This window comes from Bordetella bronchiseptica (genome assembly GCF_900636925.1).
GTDB lineage: Bacteria > Pseudomonadota > Gammaproteobacteria > Burkholderiales > Burkholderiaceae_B > Bordetella > Bordetella pertussis.
Genome location: NZ_LR134326.1, coordinates 850,887 through 873,602 on the forward strand (window position 1 = coordinate 850,887; position 22,716 = coordinate 873,602).

Annotated in this window: 21 protein-coding genes; 14 read left to right on the forward strand and 7 right to left on the reverse strand. The window is 67.1% G+C overall.

The window, feature by feature from the left end; genetic code table 11:
- The first annotated feature begins 10 nt into the window (after nt 1–10).
- From EL288_RS04035 to lpxC, 4 genes are all read left to right on the forward strand, one after another.
- Complete coding sequence (locus EL288_RS04035) at nt 11–832, forward strand: cell division protein FtsQ/DivIB (protein ID WP_003814570.1); 822 nt, start codon at nt 11–13, stop codon at nt 830–832.
- 4 nt (nt 833–836) lie between these two features.
- Nucleotides 837–2,063: a cell division protein FtsA gene (ftsA, locus tag EL288_RS04040; protein ID WP_003814569.1), complete on the forward strand. Its 1,227-nt coding sequence runs from the start codon at nt 837–839 to the stop codon at nt 2,061–2,063.
- 188 nt (nt 2,064–2,251) lie between these two features.
- Nucleotides 2,252–3,436 carry a cell division protein FtsZ gene (ftsZ, locus tag EL288_RS04045; RefSeq protein ID WP_003814568.1) on the forward strand — a complete coding sequence of 395 codons (1,185 nt, stop codon included), beginning with the start codon at nt 2,252–2,254 and terminating at the stop codon, nt 3,434–3,436.
- Nucleotides 3,437–3,664: 228 nt separating this feature from the next.
- Nucleotides 3,665–4,588 (forward strand): UDP-3-O-acyl-N-acetylglucosamine deacetylase, encoded by a 924-nt coding sequence (lpxC, locus tag EL288_RS04050; protein WP_003814567.1) that lies wholly within the window; start codon nt 3,665–3,667, stop codon nt 4,586–4,588.
- Between the two features lie 111 nt (nt 4,589–4,699).
- Here the strand turns inward: lpxC and EL288_RS04055 are convergent, their stop codons facing one another.
- Complete coding sequence (locus EL288_RS04055) at nt 4,700–5,107, reverse strand: flagellar hook-length control protein FliK (protein ID WP_010931255.1); 408 nt, start codon at nt 5,105–5,107, stop codon at nt 4,700–4,702.
- Between the two features lie 128 nt (nt 5,108–5,235).
- Between EL288_RS04055 and EL288_RS04060 the strand changes: the two genes are divergently transcribed.
- The 4 genes from EL288_RS04060 to EL288_RS04075 all read left to right on the forward strand — a co-directional run bounded on the left by EL288_RS04060 (nt 5,236) and on the right by EL288_RS04075 (nt 11,036).
- A complete protein-coding gene (locus tag EL288_RS04060) occupies nt 5,236–6,222 on the forward strand; it encodes a M23 family metallopeptidase (RefSeq protein WP_003814565.1) in 987 nt (328 codons plus the stop codon).
- A 179-nt stretch (nt 6,223–6,401) separates the two neighbouring features.
- Nucleotides 6,402–9,137: a preprotein translocase subunit SecA gene (gene secA / locus EL288_RS04065; protein WP_033459045.1), complete on the forward strand. Its 2,736-nt coding sequence runs from the start codon at nt 6,402–6,404 to the stop codon at nt 9,135–9,137.
- Nucleotides 9,138–9,153: 16 nt separating this feature from the next.
- The gene (locus EL288_RS04070) at nt 9,154–9,873 is read left to right on the forward strand and encodes a VOC family protein (RefSeq protein WP_003814563.1); all 720 of its coding nucleotides are present in this window, start codon (nt 9,154–9,156) and stop codon (nt 9,871–9,873) included.
- Nucleotides 9,874–10,052: 179 nt separating this feature from the next.
- Nucleotides 10,053–11,036, forward strand: a complete 984-nt coding sequence (locus EL288_RS04075) for a tripartite tricarboxylate transporter substrate binding protein (protein WP_003814562.1) — start codon at nt 10,053–10,055, stop codon at nt 11,034–11,036.
- Between the two features lie 9 nt (nt 11,037–11,045).
- Here EL288_RS04075 and EL288_RS04080 read toward each other — a convergent pair whose 3' ends face one another.
- On the reverse strand, nt 11,046–11,600 hold the full coding sequence (locus EL288_RS04080; protein WP_003814561.1) for a cysteine dioxygenase family protein: 555 nt from the start codon (nt 11,598–11,600) through the stop codon (nt 11,046–11,048).
- Between the two features lie 114 nt (nt 11,601–11,714).
- Between EL288_RS04080 and EL288_RS04085 the strand changes: the two genes are divergently transcribed.
- The 4 genes from EL288_RS04085 (at nt 11,715) to EL288_RS04100 (ending at nt 15,106) form a co-directional block, all read left to right on the forward strand.
- Nucleotides 11,715–12,494: an SDR family oxidoreductase gene (locus tag EL288_RS04085; protein WP_003814560.1), complete on the forward strand. Its 780-nt coding sequence runs from the start codon at nt 11,715–11,717 to the stop codon at nt 12,492–12,494.
- Nucleotides 12,495–12,578: 84 nt separating this feature from the next.
- Entirely contained in the window at nt 12,579–13,838 is a 1,260-nt protein-coding gene (locus tag EL288_RS04090; protein ID WP_003814559.1) for a D-amino acid dehydrogenase, read from the forward strand.
- An 18-nt stretch (nt 13,839–13,856) separates the two neighbouring features.
- The gene (locus EL288_RS04095; protein ID WP_023852720.1) at nt 13,857–14,315 is read left to right on the forward strand and encodes an Lrp/AsnC family transcriptional regulator; all 459 of its coding nucleotides are present in this window, start codon (nt 13,857–13,859) and stop codon (nt 14,313–14,315) included.
- Nucleotides 14,316–14,497: 182 nt separating this feature from the next.
- Nucleotides 14,498–15,106 (forward strand): gamma-glutamylcyclotransferase, encoded by a 609-nt coding sequence (locus EL288_RS04100; RefSeq protein WP_003814557.1) that lies wholly within the window; start codon nt 14,498–14,500, stop codon nt 15,104–15,106.
- Here EL288_RS04100 and pagP read toward each other — a convergent pair.
- The 4 genes from pagP to EL288_RS04120 form a co-directional block, all read right to left on the reverse strand.
- The gene (gene pagP, locus EL288_RS04105) at nt 15,103–15,651 is read right to left on the reverse strand and encodes a lipid IV(A) palmitoyltransferase PagP (RefSeq protein WP_003814556.1); all 549 of its coding nucleotides are present in this window, start codon (nt 15,649–15,651) and stop codon (nt 15,103–15,105) included. The two genes, EL288_RS04100 and pagP, sit on opposite strands and share 4 nt — an antisense overlap.
- 105 nt (nt 15,652–15,756) lie before the next feature.
- A complete protein-coding gene (gene mgtE / locus EL288_RS04110) occupies nt 15,757–17,229 on the reverse strand; it encodes a magnesium transporter (RefSeq protein WP_003814555.1) in 1,473 nt (490 codons plus the stop codon).
- Nucleotides 17,230–17,239: 10 nt separating this feature from the next.
- Entirely contained in the window at nt 17,240–17,650 is a 411-nt protein-coding gene (locus tag EL288_RS04115; protein WP_003814554.1) for an acyl-CoA thioesterase, read from the reverse strand.
- A gap of 63 nt (nt 17,651–17,713) precedes the next feature.
- Nucleotides 17,714–18,760, reverse strand: coding sequence for a YeiH family protein (locus tag EL288_RS04120; protein ID WP_010929220.1), 1,047 nt, complete (start codon nt 18,758–18,760; stop codon nt 17,714–17,716).
- A gap of 106 nt (nt 18,761–18,866) precedes the next feature.
- On the opposite strand from EL288_RS04120, the gene EL288_RS04125 reads away from it, so the two are divergent.
- A complete protein-coding gene (locus EL288_RS04125) occupies nt 18,867–19,745 on the forward strand; it encodes a LysR family transcriptional regulator (protein ID WP_003814552.1) in 879 nt (292 codons plus the stop codon).
- A 13-nt stretch (nt 19,746–19,758) separates the two neighbouring features.
- Here EL288_RS04125 and EL288_RS04130 read toward each other — a convergent pair whose 3' ends face one another.
- Nucleotides 19,759–20,955, reverse strand: a complete 1,197-nt coding sequence (locus EL288_RS04130) for a M20 aminoacylase family protein (RefSeq protein WP_010929218.1) — start codon at nt 20,953–20,955, stop codon at nt 19,759–19,761.
- Between the two features lie 76 nt (nt 20,956–21,031).
- On the opposite strand from EL288_RS04130, the gene EL288_RS04135 reads away from it, so the two are divergent.
- Nucleotides 21,032–22,708, forward strand: coding sequence for an AMP-binding protein (locus EL288_RS04135; RefSeq protein WP_010927068.1), 1,677 nt, complete (start codon nt 21,032–21,034; stop codon nt 22,706–22,708).
- The last annotated feature ends 8 nt before the right edge of the window (nt 22,709–22,716 follow it).

The following is a 22,716-nucleotide window of genomic DNA, read 5'->3' on the forward strand; positions in this document are numbered from 1 at the left end:
GGGACGCTCTGTGTGGAACGACGCTCGCACCATCAACCTGATCGCCAACACACTGGCCGTGCTGGCGGTAGCCGCCATGCTGTTGGCCGGCGTGGCGTGGGTGGCGCAGCGTCCCTATTTCACGTTGGCGGCCATCGAGATCGAGTCCATGCCCGAGACCGAGATGCACTATGTCTCGACCGGCGCCGTGCGCGCGGCGATCGCGGGGCGCTTCGGGGGCAATTTCTTTACCGTCGACCTGGACGAAGCCCGCGAGGCGTTCGAGTCGGTGCCCTGGGTGCGCCATGCCACGGTGCGGCGCATCTGGCCCAATACCTTGCGCGTGCGCGTCGAGGAGCAGCAGCCGCTGGCGCTGTGGAACGAGAACCAGATGATCAACACCTGGGGCGAAGCGTTCACCGCCAACACGGGCGAGCTGGCCGACGACATGGTGCTGCCGCACTTCACCGGGCCGGAAGGCACGGAGAGCCTGGTGGTGCAGCGCTACGCCGAGCTGGCGCGCTGGTTCGCGCCGCTGGACATGCATGTGCGCGAGCTGGTGCTCAACCCGCGCTATGCGTGGGCCGTGACGCTGTCCAACGGCATGAAGCTGGACCTGGGCCGCGATCCGGGCGCCGATGCGCCCGATCCGCACGGCCTGCCCGGCGCCTTGCCGTTCGCCGCGCGCATTCAGCGCTTCGTGCAGGCCTGGCCGGTGGTCAGCAGCCGGCTCGAAGGACGCACGGTGACGCAGGCCGACCTGCGCTACCCAACCGGATTTGCCCTGGCGCTGGCGCCGCTGCCGCCCGAGCATGCATCACATTCCAAATCGAAACCTGCCAAGAAACGCTAACGCCATGACCCGTGACATCAAGGACCTTATCGTCGCCCTCGATATCGGCACCAGCAAGGTGGTGGCTGTCGTGGCCGAGATCTTGCCCGAAGGGCGCTTCGAAGTGCTGGGCCTGGGCCAGCATGAATCGCGCGGCATGCGCAAGGGCGTGGTCGTCAATATCGAAACCACGGTCAACTCCATCCAGCGCGCCCTCGAAGAGGCCGAGCTGATGGCCGACTGCAAGATCCGCGACGTGTACGCCGGCATCGCCGGCAGCCATATCCGCAGCTTCAATTCCAGCGGCATGGTGGCCGTCAAGGACAAGGAAGTCACCGCCACCGACGTCGCCCGCGTGATCGAAACCGCCAAGGCGGTGAACATTCCCACCGACCAGCAGGTGCTGCACGTGCTGACGCAGGAGTTCATCGTCGACGGCCAGGAAGACATCCGCGAGCCCATCGGCATGAGCGGCCTGCGCCTGGAAGTGCGCGTGCACATCGTCACGGGCGCGGTCAGCGCCGCGCAGAACATCGTCAAGTGCGTGCGCCGCTGCGGCCTGGAAGTGCAGGATCTGATCCTGCAGCCCCTGGCCTCCAGCCTGGCGTGCCTGACCGCCGACGAGAAGGAGCTGGGCGTGGTGCTGGTCGATATCGGCGGCGGCACCACCGACGTCGCCATCTTCACCGGCGGCGCGATCCGCCACACGGCCGTGATCCCGATCGCGGGCGACCAGATCACCAACGACATCGCGGCGATGCTGCGCACGCCCACGCCCGATGCCGAGGAAATCAAGCTGCGCTACGGCGTGGCCAAGCAAGTGCTGGCGCGTCCCGACGAGGCGGTCGAAGTGCCGGGCCTGGGCGATCGCGGCCCGCGCCAGGTCAAGCGCCAGGCCCTGGGGGCGGTGATCGAGCCGCGCGTCGAGGAATTGTTCACGCTGATCCAGCAGGTGGTGCGCGACTCCGGCTACGAGGACCTGCTGGCCTCGGGCGTGGTGCTCACCGGCGGTTCGGCGCAGATGCCCGGCATGATCGAACTGGCCGAGGACGTGTTCCTCAAGCCGGTGCGCGTGGCGGTACCCGAATATGAAGGCAGCCTGGCCGACGTGATGCGCAACCCGCGCTTCTCGACGGTGATGGGCTTGCTGCAGGAAGCGCGCATGCAGCGTCTGCGCGGCCGCAAGGTGGCGGCGCAGACCGGCAACTTCAAGACCCTGCTGGCGCGCATGAAGGAATGGTTCATGAACTGATCAGGAAGGGACAGGTCGGGGCCTGTTCCTCGGTGCGCGCGGCGGCGGTATTGCCGGGCGGACCGGAAAGGGGAGGCGTCTCAAACCCGTTGCGGACCACGGTCGGCTTCGGCTTTGAGGCGATTCACAAAAGATAGGTTGTTGGGGAATTTTTGTGATTTGCAATTCGGACTTGTGAGGGAGTCATCATGATGAACTTTGAGATGCTTGAGAACAACGCCAAGGGGACCGTAATCAAGGTCGTTGGTGTTGGGGGCGCGGGCGGCAACGCCGTCGCGCATATGATTCGCAGCGGTGTCAGCGGCGTGGACTTCATTTGCGCCAATACCGACGCGCAGGCGCTGGCGGCTACCAATGCGCCGGTGCAGATCCGCCTGGGCCGCACCGGCCTGGGCGCGGGCGCCAAGCCCGAGCAGGGCCGTGCTTCGGCCGAGACGGCGCGCGAGGAGATTCGCGCGGCGCTCAACGGCGCGCACATGGTGTTCATCACCGCGGGCATGGGTGGCGGCACCGGCACGGGCGCCGGCCCCGTGGTCGCGGAAGTGGCCAAGGAGCTGGGCATCCTGACCGTCGGCGTGGTCACCAAGCCGTTCACCTTCGAAGGCAACAAACGCCTGCGCATGGCCGAAGACGGTATCGGCGAGCTGGGCAAGCACGTGCATTCGCTCATCGTGGTCCTCAACGAGAACCTCTACGAGCTGATGGACGACGACGCCACGCAGGAAGACTGCTTCAAGGCGGCCGACGACATCCTGCACAACGCTTGCGCGGGCATTGCCGAGATCATCAATGTCGAGGGCAACGTCAACGTCGACTTCGAAGACGTCAAGACGATCATGGGCGAGCAGGGCCAGGCCATGATGGGCACGGCCGCGGCCAGCGGTGCGGACCGCGCGCGCGTGGCGGCGGAAAAGGCGATCGCCTGCCCGCTGCTCGAAGGCGTGGACCTGAACGGCGCGCGCGGCGTGCTGGTCAACATCACCGCCAGCCGCACGCTGAAGATGCGCGAAACGCGCGAAATCATGGAAACGATCCGCAGCTACGCTTCGGACGACGCCACCGTGATCTTCGGCACCGCCTACGACGAGCAGATGGGCGAAGAGCTGCGCGTGACCGTGGTGGCCACCGGCCTGGGCCGCGAGGCCGTCCGTCCGCAACTGGTGCAGCACACCAGCGAGGCGTTGCGTACCGGCACCGACAACATGCCGGTGGGCAACATGCTGGCTGGCCAGCAGGGCGATTACCGCGGGCTGGACATGCCGTCGGTGATGCGCAACCCGCGCAGCCAGGCTTCGGCCCAGGTGCGCGCGTTGGAAAGCTCCGGGATGGACCACTTCGACATTCCGGCCTTCCTGCGCAAGCAAGCCGATTGACGTAGTGAACCAAAGAGCCGTCCTACGGCTCTAACTCCCTCAACTCCGGCCCGCCCTTTCCCCGGCGGGCCGGAGTCGGAGCGGTCCGCCTGTCCGCCAATAAAAGGGACGCATTATTTATTGGCAATGGACTTGGCTGGCAGCATTGTTCCCTGGAGGTTACAATAGCCCGGTTATGCCGGTGTCTATTGGTAGATTTCCGGCTTTCGCAAGAATAATAGAGTCGTCATGTTCCGACAGCGCAGTATTCAAAATCTCGTACGCACGATAGGCGTGGGCGTCCATTCGGGTCGCCGGGTCGAACTCACCCTGCGTCCGGCCGAGGCGAATACCGGCATTGTCTTCCACCGCGTCGACCTGCCCCAGGTCGTGGACCTGCCGGCCTCGGCCATCGGCGTGGGCGACACGCGCATGGCGTCGGTGCTGCAGCAGGGCAACGTGCGCGTTTCCACCGTCGAGCACCTGATGTCGGCACTGGCCGGCCTGGGCATCGACAACCTGCATGTCGACCTGACGGCCGAAGAAGTTCCCATCATGGATGGCAGCGCGGCCACGTTCGTGTACCTGCTGCGTTCGGCCGGCATCGTCGAGCAGAATGCGCCCAAGCGCTTCATCCGCGTGTTGAAGCCCATCGAGGTGCGCGAAGGCGAGGGCCGCAACGAAAAATGGGCCCGCCTGGAGCCGCACGAGGGTTTCGCGCTGGCGTTCTCGATCGACTTCCGCCATCCGGCCATCGATTCCACGGCCAATTTCGCCGAAATCGATTTCGCCACCCATTCGTACGTGCGCGAAATCGCGCGCGCGCGCACCTTCGGCTTCGTCAACGAGGTCGAGGCCCTGCGCTCGATGGGCCTTGCGCGTGGCGGCAGCCTGGACAACGCCATCGTCATGGACGAGTTCCGGGTGCTCAACAGCGACGGCCTGCGCTACGATGACGAATTCGTGAAGCACAAGATCCTGGACGCCATCGGCGACCTGTATCTGCTGGGCAAGCCGCTGGTGGCGCGCTACGTTGCCTACAAATCGGGCCATGCCCTGAACAACCAGCTGGCCCGCGCCTTGCTCGAACAGCAGGATGCCTGGGAGCTGGTGACGTATGAATCCCAAGCCGAGGCGCCGCAGGCGTTCCGGCACGAATGGAAGCTGGCCTGACCAGGCCTTGCCGATATCGGTTTTCGCCCTATGGCCGCGCTGAGCGGCCATAGGCTTTTTGGTGGGGATGCTCAGGCGTCCCCGGTTTGCCGGCCGCTGGCCGGCCCCGCGTCAGCGGTTCTTGTGGTGTTTCAGCAGCCGCGCCACGGCGTCGGCCAGGGGGCCGGGGCGCAAGCCCCGATGCAGCGTCTCGAAGGCATCCAGGGCAGTCGAGCCCAGGGGCTGGGCCAGCTTGGGCGGGCGTGGCGCTTTTTGTCCCGGCCGCGGCATGCCGGCTTGCACCCGGACGCTGATTTCGTTTACGTTCCAACCTTGACCTGTCAGGGTCTGGGCAATGCGCGGCGCCATCTGGCGCAGCTTGGCCGCGTGGGCCGGGCCCGGCACCGCCAACTGCAGATGCTGGTTCTCCAGCTTGGCGACCACGCACAGCGCTCCCAGCGCCGGCGGCAGGACCGCCGCCACGGCGTGCTGTATCTGCAGGTGCTTGCGCGCCGTGGCCAATACGCCGGCGCCGCGCATGTCATGACCCAGCCACCCCAGGGCGCTACGGTCGCCGGGGCGGTTGGTGGAAGAACGCGGAGGACGGTATGTGTTTCGACTGGCCATGCCGGCTCAAATAACAGGATGCAAGCTTGAAGATCGTGATTATGCATGCCCAGCCCGGGCGGGAAGGGCATTTCACTCTCGGGGGCGGGCGCCTGGCATTGCTGGTGGGCGCCACCTTGCTGACCGCCGCCATCGTGGGCGCGGCCGTGCAACGCTATATGTCCCCGTCGGCTCCGGCCGCGTACGCGGTCGATTGGCCTGCCTACGCCCAGGCCGTCAGCCCCGACCGGGATACGGCGTTCGTGCGTGAGAACGTTACCATGCTTGCCACCAAGGTCGGCACGCTGCAGGCCAAGCTGGCCAGTATCGACGGGCTGGGGCGGCGCGTGGCCCAGGTGGCCGGGGTCGCCTATACCGACCCGGAACTGGCCACCCAGCTGCAGGGCATGCCCGAGGAAGCCACCCACGTGATGGATGACCTGTTCACCGACCGGCAGCCGCCGTCGCCGGCCACGGCCGCCGACCTGGCGCAGCAGCTCGACGAGATCCAGGTACGCATGGCGCAGCAGGCCGACAACCTGCGGCTGCTGGATGCAGCCCTGACGCGCCGTTCCGCGGACAAGGCGCTGCTGCCTTCGGCCATGCCCATCACTGAATACCCCTACCTCAGTTCATCGTATGGCTGGCGCCGCAACCCGGTGACGGGCCGCTACGCCATGCACGAAGGGCTCGATTTCTCGGCGCCCAGCGGCACGCCCATCCTGGCGGCGTCGGGGGGCGTGGTGCTGGTGGCCAAATACCAGAGCGGCTACGGCAACAGCGTGGAAATCGACCACGGCAACGGCCTGATCACACGTTACGCCCACGCCTCGCGCCTGCTGGTCAAGCCGGGCGACGTGGTCGAGCGCGGCCAGGAGATCGCCCGCGTGGGCTCGTCGGGCCGTTCCACCGGGCCGCACCTGCATTTCGAGGTGCGGCTGGCCGGCCAGCCGCTGGATCCGCGCCTGTTCCTGGGGCCCCAGCAGACGGCGCCGCCCACCGTGGCCCAGGCGCCAGCCACGGCGCCCGCGGCTTCGGCGACCCGCTGAACGGCGCGTCGCGAGGCCGGACGGGGCCGCCGTGCGCACGGCAGGCCGTTGCGGTCCAGGTGCGTTAAACTGGATCGTTTCCCGGCGGGTTTGCCCGCTCAACCAGACAACAACAATCCAGTCACGGGTCTGTCCGCCGCCGTTGCGGCGCAAACCGGCCGGTGCCGCCAACGACACGCATGGTTTCTCTGCTCAAAAAACTCATTGGTAGTCGTAACGACCGCTTGCTGAAGGAATATCGCAAGCAGGTAGCTCAGATTAATAGCCTGGAGCCCAAGATTTCGGCTCTTTCCGATGAGGAATTGTCGGCAAAGACTCAGGAGTTTCGCGATCGGCATCAGCAGGGCACGTCGCTGGACGACCTGCTGCCGGAAGCCTTCGCGGTGGTCCGCGAGGCGGGCAAGCGCGTGTTCGGGATGCGCCACTTCGACGTCCAGATGCTGGGCGGGATCGCGCTGCACAACGGCAAGATCGCCGAAATGCGTACCGGCGAGGGCAAGACGCTGATGGCCACGCTGCCGGTCTACCTGAACGCCATCGCCGGCAAGGGTGTGCACGTCGTGACGGTCAACGACTACCTGGCCCGCCGCGACGCCGAGTGGATGGGGCGGCTGTACCGCTTCCTGGGCATGTCGACCGGCGTGGTGGTGCCGCAGCAGCCCAACGACGAGAAGATCGCCGCCTACGCTGCCGACATCACTTACGGCACCAATAACGAATTCGGCTTCGACTACCTGCGCGACAACATGGAGTATCGCGTCGAGGACCGCCGCCAGCGCCGCCTCTTCTACGCCATCGTCGACGAAGTGGACTCGATCCTGATCGACGAGGCGCGCACGCCGCTGATCATCTCCGGCCAGGCCGAGGACCACACCGAACTCTACGTGCGCATGAACGCGGTGCCGCCGCTGCTCAAGCGCATGGCGTCCGAACCCAAGCCGCACGAGCCCGAGCCCGAAGGCGACTACTGGGTCGACGAGAAGAGCCAGCAAGTCTACATGTCCGAGGCCGGCCACGAGAGCGCCGAGAAGATCCTCACGCGCGTGGGCCTGCTGCCCGAGGGCGAGTCGCTCTACGACCCGCGCCATATCGCCCTGATGCACCACATGATGGTGGCATTGCGCGCCCATACGCTGTTCTTCCGCGACCAGCAGTACGTGGTGCAGGACGACGAGGTCGTGATCGTCGACGAATTCACCGGCCGCCTCATGGTTGGCCGCCGCTGGTCCGATGGGCTGCACCAGGCCGTCGAGGCCAAGGAAGGCGTCAAGATCCAGCATGAAAACCAGACGCTGGCCTCGATCACTTTCCAGAACTACTTCCGCATGTACGACAAGCTGTCGGGCATGACCGGGACCGCCGATACCGAAGCGTACGAATTCCAGGAGATCTACACCCTGGAAACCGTCATCATCCCGACCAACAAGCCGATGGTCCGCAAGGACCAGAACGACCAGGTCTTCAAGACGACGCAAGAGAAATACCAGGCGATCCTCAACGACATCCGCGACTGCCACGAGCGCGGCCAGCCGGTGCTGGTGGGCACCACCAGCATCGAGAACTCCGAGCTGCTGGCCGGCCTGCTGCGCCAGGCCAAGCTGCCGCACGAGGTCCTCAACGCCAAGCAGCACGCGCGCGAGGCGGAGATCGTCGCCGAGGCCGGCAAGCCGGGCCACATCACCATCGCCACCAACATGGCCGGCCGCGGCACCGACATCGTGCTGGGCGGCAGCGTCGACAAGCAGGTCGACCTGATCCACGCCAACGAGGCGCTGAGCGAGGCCGAGAAGGAGGCGCGCATCGAAACGCTGCGTGCCGAGTGGAAACCGCTCAACGAGCGCGTCAAGCAGGCCGGCGGCCTGCGCATCATCGGCACCGAGCGCCATGAGTCGCGCCGTATCGACAACCAGCTGCGCGGCCGCGCGGGGCGCCAGGGCGACCCGGGCTCGTCGCGCTTCTACCTGTCGCTCGAAGACCCGCTGATGCGCATCTTCGCCGGCGACCGCGTGCGTGCCATCATGGAGCGCCTCAAGCTGCCCGAGGGCGAGCCCATCGAGGCCGGCATGGTGACCCGTTCGATCGAGACTGCCCAGCGCAAGGTCGAGGGCCGCAACTTCGACATCCGCAAGCAGCTGCTCGAATACGACGACGTGGCCAACGACCAGCGCAAGGTACTGTATTCGCAGCGCAACGAGGTGCTGGAAGCCGCTTCCATCGGCGCGACCGTCGAGGGCCTGCGCGATGCCGCCGTGGCCGAAATGTTCCGTGGCTTCATCCCCGAGGAATCGGTCGAGGAGCAATGGGACGTCGCCGGGCTGGAAAAGGCGCTGGCGGGCGACTGGCACATCCAGCTGCCGCTGACCGATATGCTGGAGCAGGAGCCCAACCTGACCGACGAGGAACTGCTCGAGCGAGTGGTGGCGGCCGCGCGCCAGATCTACACGGCCAAGGTGGAGCAGGTCGGGGCCGAGTCGTGGGCGCAGTTCGAGCGCTCGATCATGCTCCAGTCGATCGATACGCATTGGCGCGAGCACCTGTCTGCGCTGGACTATCTGCGCCAGGGCATCCACCTGCGCGGCTACGCCCAGAAGAACCCCAAGCAGGAATACAAGCGCGAGGCTTTCGAGCTGTTCTCGGGCATGTTGGACCGTATCCGCGACGACGTGGTGCGGGTGCTGATGACGGTGCGGGTGCAGTCGGCCGAGCAGGTCGAGCAGGCCGAGGCCGATGCGGCGCAACCCCACGTGCAGAACGTGCAGTACCACCACTCCGACTACGACGAGGCGCTGGCCAACGATGGCCAGCCGCAGGGCGCGCAGCCGGTGCGCAATGTGCTGCCCAAGGTCGGCCGCAACGAACCCTGCCCGTGCGGCAGCGGCAAGAAGTACAAGCATTGCCACGGCCAGTTGGCCTGACGCACCGGAGAACGCCATGCTGCATGCCGTCGGCCGCACCGAATTCGACCATGCCGTGGTCATGGTGCGCGACCGGCTGGATGCGCTGGCGCCGCATTTCGAGCGCCAGGGCTTTCACCTCAGCGAGAAGGCGGTGCACAACCTGGGGTCGTGCAATCGCCTGATCGTGCTGGAAGGCACCTACGTCGAGTTGCTGGGCTGGCCGCCCGGCGCGCCGCCGGCGCGCAAGGAAATCGCCGACTCGCCGCTGGGCCTGGAGGCCCTGGTGTTTCGCACCTACGACGCCGAGGCGACGTACCGGCGCCTGCTCGAGGCAGGTTTCGCCGTCAATCCCGTGCAGGAACTGACGCGCGCGGCGCAGTGGCAGGGCCGCGAGGTCCAGGCGCGCTTCCATACCGTGCGTTTCGCCGAGCAGCCCATCCCGGGAATCCGGATGTACTTCTGCCGCCATCTCACGCCCGAGCTGGTCTGGAACGATGAACTCCTGTCCCACCCGAACGGCGCCCGCGGCATCGTCAGCATCGAGGCGGACGCCGCCGACGCGCAGGCCGTGGCGCAGCGCCTGGCAGCGGTGGTGGACGTGCCGGCCGAGGCCGTCGCCGGCGGCTGGGACGTACCCCTGGGCAACCTGCGGCTGCGGGTGCGGCAGGATCCGGCCTGCGCCACGCCGCGGCTGCGCACGCTGACCTTGGAAAACCGCGACGGCGCGCATTACACGCTGGATACCGGCGTCTGAGCGGCACGCATGCCGCCGGCTTTGCGCCGGCGCATGCGCGGCGCACGCCGATGGCGCATCATAGTGGCTGAGCATGGCCTGGGTCGGGCCGAGGCCGCGCAAGGCGGCCGGCGATCCGCATGCGTGATCCATGGATGGCCGGCAGGCCGTTTTCACTGACCTTATGGGGCAGAAAATCTATGAAACCTCGAATACTGAAGGGTTTTGCGGCCAGCCTGTGCGCGTTGGCCCTGTTGGGCGCAGCCTGCGCGCCCGCGCACGCCGACGAACGGCCGCTCGTGCTGGTCGTCCCGTATCCGCCGGGCGGCAGCACCGATATCCTGGCGCGCATCATGCAGCCGCGCCTGTCCAAGGAGTTGGGCGGGCGCGCGGTCGTGGTCGAGAACAAGGTCGGCGCGGCAAGCCAGATCGCCACCGCGTACGTGGCGCGTGCCGAGCCGGACGGCAACACCCTGCTGGTCAGCTTCGACAATCATGCGATCAACCCGGCGGTCAAGCCCAAGCTGCCCTACGACACCTTCAAGGACTTCGTGGCGATCAGCCAGACCGTGCGGTTCCCGCTGGTGGTGGGGGCCAATCCGTCGGTGCCGGGCAAGACGCTGGCCGAGTTCCTGGACGCCGCCCGCAAGCGGCCGGCCAACACCTTCAATTACGCCTCCACGGGCGTGGGCTCGCTGAATCACCTGGCGCCCGAAGAGCTGAAGCGGCGCGCCAAGGTCGAACTGCTGCACGTACCCTACGGCGGGGCGGGGCCGGCGGTGCAGGCGGTCGTGGGCGGGCAGGCGAACATGACCTGGCTGAGTTACGCGGCGTTGCGCGGCCAGATCCAGGCCGGCAAGATAAAGCCGCTGGCGGTGGCCGGCGACAAGCGCCTGAGCGACTTGCCCGAGGTGCCCACGGTGATCGAATCGGGCTTTCCCGGTTTTGTCGCCTACTCCTGGAGCGGCATGTTCGCGCCGGCCGGCACGCCCGCCGATACGGTGCGCAAGCTGACCGCGGCGTTCCAGACGGTGCTGGCCGACCCCGAGGTGAGCCGCAAGCTGAACGAGGCGGGCTTCGAAATCGTCGCCTCGGACGGTCCGGCGCTGGAACAGTACGTGCGCAGCGAGTACGAGCGTTGGGATTCGTTCATCAAGGCCAACAACATCAGCCTCGAGAACTGACGGCGGCGCCTAGTGCGGGCGTGGCGCGGCTTCCTGCACGACGTGGTTGACGCCGGTGGCGATATCGCTCTGGGCCACGCCATAGATGTGCAGGGAAATGGCAACCTCGTCGCCGGCGTTGCCCAGCCGGTGGATCTGCGCCAGGCCGGGGGTGGCGGTGACGATGTCGCCCGGGCGGCGCGCCACGGCGCCGGTGCGCAGGGCCAGCCCGAGTTCGGGGTCCCAGCGGTAATGGGATTCGGTGAGCTCGCCCTGCAGGACCCGGTAGGTGCACCAGGTCTTGTGGCCGTGCACCGGGCTGAACTGTCCCGGACGCCAGATCAGGTAGGCAATGGTGAAGCTGCCGTGCGGGTCGGCGTAGGCGACGTGCCGGCTGTAGTGATCGGGATGCCCGGCGCGCAGCTCGGGCGGCAGGTCGGCCAGCGCGCCGTTCGCGCCGGCCACGCTGGCGGCCAGTTCACGCAGCAAGGCCTGCGCCGCGTTCAGTTGCGCGGACTGCACCGAGGCGCACAAATTCTGCAGGCTGGGTGAAATAGGGACGGATACAAGCGGTGGCGTGCGCATGGGATGGACGAATGCTGACAGTCTTCCTATCCTAGGGGCTACGTTCCGGAATGGGTTTGCCAAATGGCAGGCCGGCAGGGGACGGATTAGAAAAATATTTCATCAGGAGTCGGCATGGATCTGGGTATCGCAGGCAGGACGGCGCTGGTGTTCGGCGGCAGCCGTGGAATGGGACGGGCCTGTGCCCGCCAACTGGCGCTGGAAGGAGTCAAGGTGACGCTGGCGGCGCGCACGGCGCAAACGCTGGAGCAGGCCGCGGCGCAGATCACCCGCGAAGCCGGCATCGGCGTGGGCTGGGTGGCCGCCGACCTGACCCGCGCCGAGGGTCGCGAGGCCGCGCTGGCGGCCTGTCCGGCGCCCGACATCCTGATCAACAATGCCGACGGCCCCTTGCCGGGCGACTTCCGCGACTGGAGCCGCGATGACTGGATCAGCGCATTGGACGCGATGATGCTGGGACCCATCGACATGATCCGCCGGGTGGTCGATGGCATGACGCAGCGCGGCTTCGGCCGCATCGTCAATATCGTCTCGCGCAGCGTCAAGGCGCCGCACGCGGAGCTGGGCCTGTCCAATGGCGCGCGCTCCGGATTGATCGGGTTCGTCGCGGGCCTGGCGCGGCAGACCGTGCGCCATAACGTCACCATCAACAACCTGCTGCCCGGCGCCTTCGCGACCGATGCCCAGGTGCGCCACATCCAGGGCCTGGTGGAGCAGTCGGGCCAGCCGTTCGAGAAACTGTGGGAAGAGCGCGGCCGTGCCAATCCGGCCGGCCGCTACGGCCAGCCCGAGGAACTGGGCGCGTTGTGCGCCTACATATGTTCGATGCATACCGGCTACATGACCGGTCAGAATATTCTGATCGACGGCGGGGGCTATCCAGGCACCTATTGACGCGCACGCGCGGCGCGGGCGCTGCGGCATAATGCGCCCCTTATCGAAAAGGGCGGCCACGCGGCCTCTCACACAAGGAAGCCATTGATGCGTGTATTGGTCCTGGGGGCGGGCGTGGCCGGCATGACCGCAGCCTACTACCTGTGGCGCGATGGCCATGCCGTGACCGTGGTCGAGCGCCAGGCCGGCCCGGCGCGCGAAACCAGTTTCGGCAACGCCGGCGGGCTGTGCCCCAGCTTCGCCGGGCCGTGGGCCGCGCCCGGCATGGTGGCCAAGGTGCTGCGCATGGCGTTGCAGCGCAATGCGCCGATCCGCTTCTCGCTGGCGCCGCGGCCGCGCAAGCTGGCATGGCTGGCACGCTGGCTGGGCGAGTGCTCCGCCGAGCGCTTTCGTGTCAACAAGCTGCGCATGCAGCGCGTGGCGCACTACAGCCAGGCCTGCCTGCGCGAGATCGCCGCAGCCGGGCTGCCGATTTCGTTCGACTTCCACCAGGATGGCACGCTACAGCTGTTTCGCGGCGAGGCCGACCTGAAGGCCGTGCCCAATATCACGCGTGCGCTCGACGAGTTCGAGGTGCCATGGCAGTTCTTGAGCGGCGCCGAGGCCGCCGCACGCGAGCCGGCGCTGGCCGGCGCCGGCGCGCCGGTGGCGGGCGGCCTGTTCCTGCCGCTCGATGGCTCCGGGGATTGCTACAAATTCGTTTGCGGCATGGGCGCCTGGCTGGCCGGCCAGGGCGTGGCGTTCCGTTACGGCTGTACCGTGGCGAGCCTGGCGCAAGCCGGCGGGGCGATCGCGGGCGTGCACACCGACCAGGGATTGCTGCAGGCCGACGCCTATGTGATCGCCCTGGGCGGCAGCACACCTTTCCTGCTGCGGCCGCTGGGCTTGAAGCTGCCCATTTACCCGGTCAAGGGTTACTCGATCACCGCGCCGATCGCCGACGAGGCGCGCGCGCCGCGGACGGCCATCATGGACGAATACAACAAGGTGATGATTTCCCGGCTGGGCCCGCGTCTGCGCGCGGCCGGCATGGCCGAACTGAAAGGGTACGGCCTGGCGATCGACCCAGGCCGCGTGGCGTTTCTCAAGCGCGTGGTGCGCGAGTGGTTTCCGCAAGGCGCCGATTACGACGCGGCGCAGGCATGGGCCGGCCTGCGGCCCATGACGCCGGACGGCCCGGCCATACTGGGGCCGACCCGCTACGCCAATCTCTACCTGAACTGCGGCCATGGCTCGAATGGCTGGACACAAGCCTGCGGTACCGGCAGGATCGTCGCAGACATCGTTGCCGGCCGCACGCCGCAGATTGACCTGGATGGCTTGACCGCCGACCGCTACACCTGACGCTATTTGGGGGTTCCCGTGGATCAAACCGATATCAAGATTCTGCGCCTGCTGCAGAAAGACGCCACCTGCTCGGTGGCCGAGATCGCCGAGCAGGTGAACCTGTCGGTGACGCCATGCTGGCGCCGCATCCAGAAGCTGAAGGACGACGGCGTGATCGCGCGCAACGCGGTGCTGCTCGACCCCAAGGCGCTGGGGCTGAACCTGACCGTCTTCGTGTCCATCAAGACCAACCAGCACAATGCCAAATGGACCGACAACCTGATCAACGCGGTCATGTCGCTGCCCAATGTGGTGGAGTTCTACCGCATGGCGGGGGATATCGACTACCTGCTCAAGGTCGTGGTCGAGGACATGGCGGCGTACGACCGGTTCTACCGGCGTCTCATCGAAGCGGTCGACTTGCTGGACGTCAGCGCCAGCTTTTCGATGGAAGTCATCAAGAGCACCACGGAACTGCCGCTGGACGCTGTGTAGAGGGGGGCGCCGAGCGCGTGCAAAAATTTTTCGCCGCGGGCGTGCGCCGTGAACGGGTTTTGCCTGGCGGGGCATGCCAGGCCCGTCATCTCGCAAGGTAATTTCTTCGGCGCCGGCGTAGCATAGCTCGCTATCCGGCTCGCGCAGCGCGTGCCGGCGCACAGGCAGAGGTGGTTTTGGTTATGTCATTGCGGGAGTCCGCCGCCGCGGCGGACGCAGGGGCCGGCCCGCTGGCCGGTTCGGCGCGCGACCTGCTGGCGCAGTGGAACGGCGGCGAGGACGTCTGGGTATTTGCGTATGGATCGCTGATCTGGCGACCCGACTTCGCCTGGCAGGAGCGCCGGCTGGCGACGGTGCGCGGGTACCATCGCTCGCTGTGCCTGTGGTCGCACGATCATCGCGGCTCGCCCGACAATCCGGGCCTGGTGTTCGGCCTGGACCGTGGCGGATGCTGCCGGGGCGTGGCGTTCCGGGTGGCCGGGCGCGACGTGCCCGAGGTCTTCCAGGCGCTATGGCATCGCGAAATGAGCGGCGGGGCATACAAGCCGCGCTGGCTACGCTGCCATACCGGGCAGGCGCCGGTGCGCGGGCTGGCCTTCGTGCCGGACCGGCGTTGCCGGCACTACGCGGGCGCGCTCAGCGACGAGCTCCTGATACGCGCCGTACGCCAGGCGGTGGGGCGTTCGGGCGCATGCCTGGATTACGTGCGGGAAACCCATCGGGCGCTCAACGAGCATGGCATTGTCGATTGGCGCCTGGGGGCGCTGGTCGACAGGCTGGCGCAGCCTTAGAACTCCCAGCGGCCAAACATGAACAGCACGTTGCCGTTGCCCTTGCCGCCCGGGATATACGTGGCGTAGAGGGTGGCATCCCTGTAGCCGGCAGAGACCAGCGGCAGGATGCCGGGAAACGGCACCCGGCTCATGATGTCGGAGCGCGAAGTCAGGAAGACGGTGTAGCCGATGCCCAGGCGGGTATCGGCGCCGATGCGGCCGATTTTCTGGAAACCATAGCCGGCTATCGGTTCGATGTCGCTGTGCGAATCGAGAAACGCCATGGCGTACAGCCCTTGCCAGTCGCCGTCCTCGTCGTAGATGCTCTTGCCCAGTCCGCCGCCCCAGGCCAGCTCGTTGAAGCTGCGGATCTTGTCGCTGCTGTACATGGCCCGGTTGTGCCACGAGTAGCCGGTCAGGTAGAGGTCGTTGCCGCCCTCATTCCATATCTGGTCCACGCGCTGGCAGGCGCCACGCGCCCAGGAAGGCCAGCCGTCACAGGCCATGGCCGTTGCCGGCACCAGCAAAAGAAAGAAAGCCAGGGCCCGAAAATACTGGGTCATATGCTGCGCTAACGGGAAAAAGTGCAAACCGACACCTTAACCGATGGCGCAACATATAGCCTTTCAGGGAGCTGTCAAGGGAAATGGCCTACCTGGAATGCGGAGCTACAGTAGGAAGATCGTGGCCAGCCCGAGGAAAATGAAAAAGCCGAGCGAGTCGGTGGCGAAGGTCAGCAGCACCGACGAGCCGATGGCCGGGTCCTTGCCGAAGCGCGCGCGCAACATGGGCACCATGACGCCTACCGAGGCGCCGACCAGCATGTTGCAGATCATCGCGGCCATCATGACGACGGCGATGGACAGCGAATCGGAAATGGCCCAGGCGAACAGGGCGGCCACCAGGCTGCCGCACAATCCCACCAGCAGCGTGACCAGCATTTCGCGCTTGACCAGTTGCCAGAGGTTGCGGCCGGTGATGCGGCCGACGGCCAGCGCGCGGATGATCATGGTCATGGTCTGGTTGCCGGAGTTGCCGCCGATACCCGCCACGATGGACATGAGAAACGCCAGGATCACGATGTGGCTGACGGTATCCTCGAAGCGCGAAGCCACGAACGAGGCGGTGGCCGCGGTACAGAGGTTGAACAGCAGCCAGGGGGCGCGGTTGCGCAAGGCCATGAGCACGGGCGCGAAGATGTCTTCTTCCTGCAGACCGGCGCGCGACAGCGCCTGCTCCTGCGAGTCTTCCTGGATCACGTCCACCACGTCGGCAATGGTGACGCGGCCGATCAGCCGGCCCTGTTCGTCGGTGACCGGGGCCGAGACCAGGTCGTAGCGTTCGAACGCGCTGGCGGCGTCGGCGTCGGAATCCAGCGGGCCCAGGGTCAGGAAATCCGAGTTCATGACCGCGCGCACTTCGGTATCGGGCTCGCTGACCAGCAGCGTGGCGATCGGCAGGACGCCTTGCAGCTTGTCCTGGCGGTCGACCACGAAAATCTGGTCGGTGTGGTCGGGCAGTTCGTGCAGGCGGCGCAGGTAGCGCAACACCACCTCCAGCGACACGTCCTCGCGCACCCGGACCATTTCGAAGTCCATGATGGCGCCGACGCTGTCCTCGGGGTAGCCCATGGCCTCGAGCAGCTGGGCACGCTCTTCCTCGGTCAGGCCCTTCTGGACTTCGGCTACCACGTCGGGCGGCAGATCGGGCGCCAGGTCGGCCAGCTCGTCGGCGTCCATGCTGCCGGTGGCGGCGACCAGGTCCTGGCGGTCCATCGCCTCGATCAGCGATTCGCGCACCCAGTCTTCGACTTCGATCAGGACATCGGCATCGTGCTCGGTACTGACCAGCCGCCACACCGTCTGGCGTTCGTCCTTGGGCAGCGATTCCAGGATGAAGGCAATGTCGGCCGGGTGCAGCCCGTTGATCAGGGTCGCCAGCTCCGCCTCATGCTGGCGGTGCACCAGGTCTTCCACCAGGTGGGCCTTGTCGTCGCCCTGTTCCTGGCGATGGACCAGGTCTTCGACCAGATGTTGCCGGCGCAGGCACTCCTGGACCTCGGCCAGTGCGTGCTGGGCGTCTTCGGGGTCGAGCCGGCGGGGCGTCGCGGGCGGCTTGGGCGTGGCGGAGGACTGCGTCATGCAACAGGACTCAAAGGGTGGGCAGCGGGCGGCTGCGCCGGGCTTCGTCGGTGGCGACGTAGGTGAGCACCGCTTCGGTGACCTTCACGACTTCGGCGTCCAGGCGCTGGCGTTCAGCATACACTTCGACCGACACCGTGACCGAGGTCGTGCCGGTGCGCGTGATGGAGGTATAGAAACTGAGCAGGTCGCCGACGAATACCGGTTGCTTGAACTGGAATGCGTTGACGGCCACGGTGGCCACGCGTCCGGCGGCGCGCCGGGCGGCAGGGATCGAGCCGGCGATATCCACCTGCGCCATGATCCAGCCGCCGAACACGTCGCCATGGATATTGGCATCGGCGGGCATGGGCATGACGCGCAGGACCGGCTCGCGGCCGCTGGGCAGGCTGGTGAAGGGGGATTTGGGTGGGTTGGTCATGCGGGCCGGCTCCTGAAGGGACCCGGCCGATTATGCAGGAAAAACGTGTCCTAAGCGCGCGGCTCAGGTCGCCAGCTTCACGATTCCGTAGCCGCCGAACACCAGCCAAGCGTACAGGACCAGTCCCAGCGCCATGACGCGCGGTCCGGCCTTGCGGATCTGGGCGAAGCGGGTTTCGATTCCCAGCGCCGTCATGGCCATGGTCAGGACGAACACATCCAGCTTGCGGATGGCGGTGACCAGGTCGGACGGCAGGATGTCGAGGGAGTTGACGATGGCCAGGACCAGGAAGCCGATCGCGAACCACGGCACCGGCAGCTTGGCGTGGGATTTGCCGTCGGCGCCGGCGGCGGCGCTGGCGCGCAGCCAGAAGCCCAGCACCAGCAGGACGGGCACCAGCAAGGCGACGCGCGTCATCTTGACGATGGTGGCGACCTCGGTCGTGGCCGGATCGATGTTGCTGGCCGCGCCGACCACCTGGGCAACCTCGTGCACGGTGCCGCCGATATAGATGCCCAGCGCCTGGGTGTCGAAGGGCAGCCAGCCGGCGTGGTAGATCACCGGGTAGAGGAACATCGAGAGCGTGCCGAACAGGACGACGGTGGCGACCGCCACCGCGCTCTTGTGAGGGGCGGCGCGCAGGGTCGGCTCGAAGGCCAGCACGGCGGCGGCGCCGCAGATCGCGCTGCCGGCGGCCGTCAGCATGGCGGTGTCGCGGTCCAGGCCGAGCAGCCGCTGGCCGGCCACCGTGCCGATGAGCAGGGTGGAGGCGACCACGCCGACCGACACCGCCAGGCCGGGCAGTCCTACCGCGGCGATTTGCTGGATGCTGATGTTCAGGCCGTAGAAGGCGACGGCGATGCGCAGCAGGCGGCGCGCCGTGAAGTGCACGCCGGCGCCCCAATCGGCCGGCATGGTGCCGCGCAGGAAATTGCCATACAGCATGCCACAGACGATGCCGACCACCAGGGGCGAGAAGCCGAATTGCCGGATGAACGGCAGGTCGGCCAGTTGCACCACGGCCGCCGCCATCAGGGCGACGAACAGGATGCCATTGAGCTTGTCGCGCCACGGGGTGGGCAAGGGCAGGGTAGAGGTAGTGGTGGTCATAGCGCCGTCAGCGATAACTAAATAACTGGCAGAAATATTACGACCCGGACTATTATCTGAAAAATCTTTATTTTTAATATCTATCATCAGGAATTACGATATCGGCATGACACCGGAGCAATTGCTTACCTTCGCCAGCGTGGCCGATGCCGGCAATATCAGCCGCGCCGCCGAACTGCTGCACCTGTCGCAGCCGGCGGTGTCCGGCCAGTTGCGCATGTTGCAGGACTGGTTCGGCGAGCCGTTGTATCGGCGCAGCGGCCATGGCATCGTCCTGACCGCGGCCGGCGAGCGGCTGGCCGAGCACGCGCGCCAACTGCGCCAGGTATACAGCCAGGCCGGCGCGCTGCGCGACGCCTGGCGCGGCCTGGAAACCGGTTCGTTGCGCCTGGGCGCCAGCACCACGCCGGCCAGCTACCTGCTGCCCGGCCTGGTGGCCGCCTTCCGGGCCCGCTACCCGGCCGTCGGCGTGCATCTGTCGGACGGCAATACGCGCCAGATCGTCGAGCGGCTGCCGTCCCTGGACCTGGCTTTCATCGAAGGCGAAGTGCCGGCCGGCCTGCCCGCCGATACGGTGGTGCACCCCTGGCGCCAGGACGAGGTGGTGGCGATCGTGCGCTCCGACCACACGCTGGCGGGCAACGGCGCGGCCACGCTGCGCGACCTGGCGGCCTGGCCCCAGGTCACGCGCGAGCCGGGTTCGGGCGTGCGCGGGCTGGTCGAGCGCGCCTTCGCCAGCGCGGGGCTGGCGCCGGCCGTGGGGCTGGAGCTGGCGGGCGTGGAAGGGGTCAAGCAGGCGGTGCGCGCCGGCCTGGGCGTGGGCTTCGTCTCCATCATGTCGGTGCGGCACGAAGACGGCTCGCTGGCGACGCTGCGGCTGCTGCCGCGGCCGCTGACGCGCACGCTCAGCATCCTGGCGCCGCACGCCAGCGCCGCGGCGCGCGCCACCCAGCGCTTCCTGGACGCCTGCCTGGCGCTGCCCTAGGGGCCTGGCCGGCTCAGGGGCGCGCCAGCCACTGGCGCGCCAGCTCTACCCAGTAGGTGGCGCCCAGCGGCAACAGTTCGTCGTTGAAGTCGTAGCTGCCGTTGTGCAGCATGCAGGGGCCGGCGCCATGGCCGGCGTCGCGGTGGTCGCCCGATCCGTTGCCGATCCAGACGTAGCAGCCGGGCTTGTCCTGCAGCATGAAGGCGAAGTCCTCCGCGCCCATGGTGGGCTGGACGTGGTCGTTGACGTTCTCCGCGCCCACGATGCCGCGCATGACGCCGGCGCAGAACGCCGATTCGGCGGGGTGGTTGATGGTGGGCGGATAGTTGCGCCGGAATTCCAGCTCGCCCTCGCAATCGAGGGCGGCACAGGTCAGGCGCGTGATTTCGCCCATGCGGCGCTCGATCAGGTCGAGCGTTTCCAGCGTGAAGGTGCGCACCGTGCCGCGCATGACGGCCTCGTTGGGCACCACGTTGTCGGCGCTGCCGGTGTGGATCTGGGTGATGCTGAGCACGGCGGCGTCGAGCGGGTTGCGGTTGCGCGTGACGATGGTCTGCAGCGATTGCGCCAGCTGCACCGCCGCCATGACCGGATCGACGCCCAGGTGCGGCATGCCGGCGTGCGTGCCCTTGCCCTTGATGTGGATCGCGAACTCGTTGCTCGAGGCCATGATGGGCCCGGCGGTCAGGCCGAACTGGCCGACTTTCATGCCCGGCCAGTTATGCATGCCGAATACCGCTTCCATGGGGAAGCGGGTGAACAGGCCATCGTCGATCATGCGCTTGGCGCCGCCGCCGCCTTCCTCGGCCGGTTGGAAGATCACGTACACGGTGCCGGCGAAATCGCGCTGCTGCGACAGGAAGCGCGCCGCGGCCAGCAGCATGGCGGTATGGCCATCGTGGCCGCACGCGTGCATCTTGCCCGGATTGCGGCTGGCGTGCTCGAAAGTGTTGGCTTCCTGCATGGGCAAGGCGTCCATGTCGGCGCGCAGGCCGACCGCCCGCGCGCCTTCGCGCGTGCCGCGGATGATGCCGACCACCCCCGTGCCGCCCAGGCCGCGGTCGACCTCGATGCCCCATTCCTGCAGCCTGGCCGCCACCACGTCGGCGGTGCGGAATTCCTCGAATGCCAGTTCGGGGTGCGCGTGTATGTCGCGGCGTATGGCGGCGATATCCTGGCGCCACGCGACGATGGGTTCGATCAGTTTCATGCCGTGGGCTCCATGCGGAAGTCCGAGGCAACAAGGTTATCATCAAACAAAACTCGAATTAATGGAGGCAAACACCATGCTGCGCCCCTGGCTCGCCCACTATCCCGCGGGGGTTCCCCACGAGATTTCGCCGCAGGACTACACGTCGCTGACCGACCTGCTGGACCAGGCCTGCCGGCGCCATGCCGGCCAGGTGGCCTGCCGCTCGATGGGCTCGGACATGACCTATGCGCAACTGGATGCCCATGCGCGGCACTTCGCCGCCTGGCTGCAGGGGCGCGGCCTGGCGCGCGGCGCGCGCGTGGCGCTGATGATGCCCAACGTGCCCGCCTACCTGGTGTGCCTGCTGGGGACGCTGCGCGCCGGCATGGTGGTGGTGAACGTCAATCCGCTCTACAAGGCCGACGAATTGCAGCGCCAGCTGCTCGACAGCGGCGCCGAGACGATCGTCATCCTGGAGAATTTCGCGCACACGCTGCAGGCGGTGCCCGATCGCGGCGCGCTGTCGCATGTCGTGGTGGTCGGCCCTGGCGACTTGCTGGGAGGCCTGAAAGCGCCGCTGGTCAACCTGGCGGCGCGCTATGTGAAGAAGCTGGTTCCGCCGTGGCGCATCGACGGGGCGCACCGCCTGCCGGATGCCTTGCGCGACGGCGCGCGCGCCACGTTCACGCCGCCCGCACTGGGCATGGACGACCTGGCCGTGCTGCAGTACACCGGCGGCACCACCGGCGTACCCAAGGGCGCCATGCTGTCGCATGGCAACCTGGTAGCCAACGTGCTGCAGACCGAAGCCGTGGCGCAGCCGGTGCTGCACGACCTGCATGGCCGGCAATTGACGATCATCAGCGCGCTGCCGCTGTACCACGTGTTCGCCATGACGGTCTGCGGCCTCTACGGCATGCATGCCGGCATGCGCAATCTGCTGGTCATCAATCCGCGCGACCAGGCGGCGCTGATCGCTGCCTGGCGCCAGGCGCCGGTCAATATCTTCCCCGGCGTCAATACCTTGTTCAACGCCCTGGTCAACAACCCGGATTTCGCCAAGCTGGATTTCACCGACCTGCGCCTGACCCTGGGCGGCGGCATGGCGGTGCAGCGCCAGGTCGCCGAGCGGTGGCTGGAGCTGACCGGCCATCCGCTGATAGAAGGGTACGGCCTGTCGGAGACCTCGCCGGTGGCCACCGTGAACCCCACCGACGCCAAGACCTATTCGGGCTCCATCGGCCTGCCGCTGCCATCGACCGACGTGGCCATTCTCGATGATGACGGTGCGCCGGTGCCGCTGGGCGAGCGTGGCGAGGTTGCGATCCGCGGCCCGCAAGTCATGCTGGGGTATTGGCAGAAGCCCGAGGAAACGCGCAACGTCATGACGGCCGACGGATTCTTCCTGACCGGCGACATCGGCATCATGGACGAGGCCGGCTACACGCGCATCGTCGACCGCAAGAAAGACATGATCGCGGTGTCGGGCTTCAAGGTGTATCCCAATGAAGTCGAGGCCGTCATCGCGGCGCATCCGGGTGTCCTGGAGTGCGCGGTCATCGGCGTGCCCGACGAGCATTCGGGCGAGGCGGTCAAGGTATTCGTCGTGAAGAAGGATCCGGCCCTGACGGCCGAAGCGGTGCTGCAATGGTGCGAGGAGCGGCTGACCGGCTACAAGCGTCCGCGCCACGTGGAATTCCGCGACGAACTGCCCAAGAGCAACGTGGGCAAGATCCTGCGGCGCGAACTGCGGCCCGAGGCGGGAAGCTAGCGCGGGCC

Bases quoted from the DNA above. Each gene is read 5' to 3' on its own strand.
- ftsZ (WP_003814568.1), top strand. From the start codon at position 2,252: ATGATGAACTTTGAGATGCTTGAGAACAACGCCAAGGGGACCGTAATC.
- EL288_RS04060 (WP_003814565.1), top strand. From the start codon at position 5,236: ATGCATGCCCAGCCCGGGCGGGAAGGGCATTTCACTCTCGGGGGCGGG.
- EL288_RS04080 (WP_003814561.1), bottom strand. From the start codon at position 11,600: ATGCGCACGCCACCGCTTGTATCCGTCCCTATTTCACCCAGCCTGCAG.
- ftsA (WP_003814569.1), top strand. From the start codon at position 837: ATGACCCGTGACATCAAGGACCTTATCGTCGCCCTCGATATCGGCACC.
- pagP (WP_003814556.1), bottom strand. From the start codon at position 15,651: ATGACCCAGTATTTTCGGGCCCTGGCTTTCTTTCTTTTGCTGGTGCCG.
- mgtE (WP_003814555.1), bottom strand. From the start codon at position 17,229: ATGACGCAGTCCTCCGCCACGCCCAAGCCGCCCGCGACGCCCCGCCGG.
- EL288_RS04125 (WP_003814552.1), top strand. From the start codon at position 18,867: ATGACACCGGAGCAATTGCTTACCTTCGCCAGCGTGGCCGATGCCGGC.
- EL288_RS04135 (WP_010927068.1), top strand. From the start codon at position 21,032: ATGCTGCGCCCCTGGCTCGCCCACTATCCCGCGGGGGTTCCCCACGAG.
- EL288_RS04055 (WP_010931255.1), bottom strand. From the start codon at position 5,107: ATGCGCGGCGCCGGCGTATTGGCCACGGCGCGCAAGCACCTGCAGATA.
- EL288_RS04075 (WP_003814562.1), top strand. From the start codon at position 10,053: ATGAAACCTCGAATACTGAAGGGTTTTGCGGCCAGCCTGTGCGCGTTG.
- EL288_RS04070 (WP_003814563.1), top strand. From the start codon at position 9,154: ATGCTGCATGCCGTCGGCCGCACCGAATTCGACCATGCCGTGGTCATG.
- EL288_RS04130 (WP_010929218.1), bottom strand. From the start codon at position 20,955: ATGAAACTGATCGAACCCATCGTCGCGTGGCGCCAGGATATCGCCGCC.
- secA (WP_033459045.1), top strand. From the start codon at position 6,402: ATGGTTTCTCTGCTCAAAAAACTCATTGGTAGTCGTAACGACCGCTTG.
- EL288_RS04120 (WP_010929220.1), bottom strand. From the start codon at position 18,760: ATGACCACCACTACCTCTACCCTGCCCTTGCCCACCCCGTGGCGCGAC.
- EL288_RS04115 (WP_003814554.1), bottom strand. From the start codon at position 17,650: ATGACCAACCCACCCAAATCCCCCTTCACCAGCCTGCCCAGCGGCCGC.
- EL288_RS04085 (WP_003814560.1), top strand. From the start codon at position 11,715: ATGGATCTGGGTATCGCAGGCAGGACGGCGCTGGTGTTCGGCGGCAGC.
- EL288_RS04100 (WP_003814557.1), top strand. From the start codon at position 14,498: ATGTCATTGCGGGAGTCCGCCGCCGCGGCGGACGCAGGGGCCGGCCCG.
- lpxC (WP_003814567.1), top strand. From the start codon at position 3,665: ATGTTCCGACAGCGCAGTATTCAAAATCTCGTACGCACGATAGGCGTG.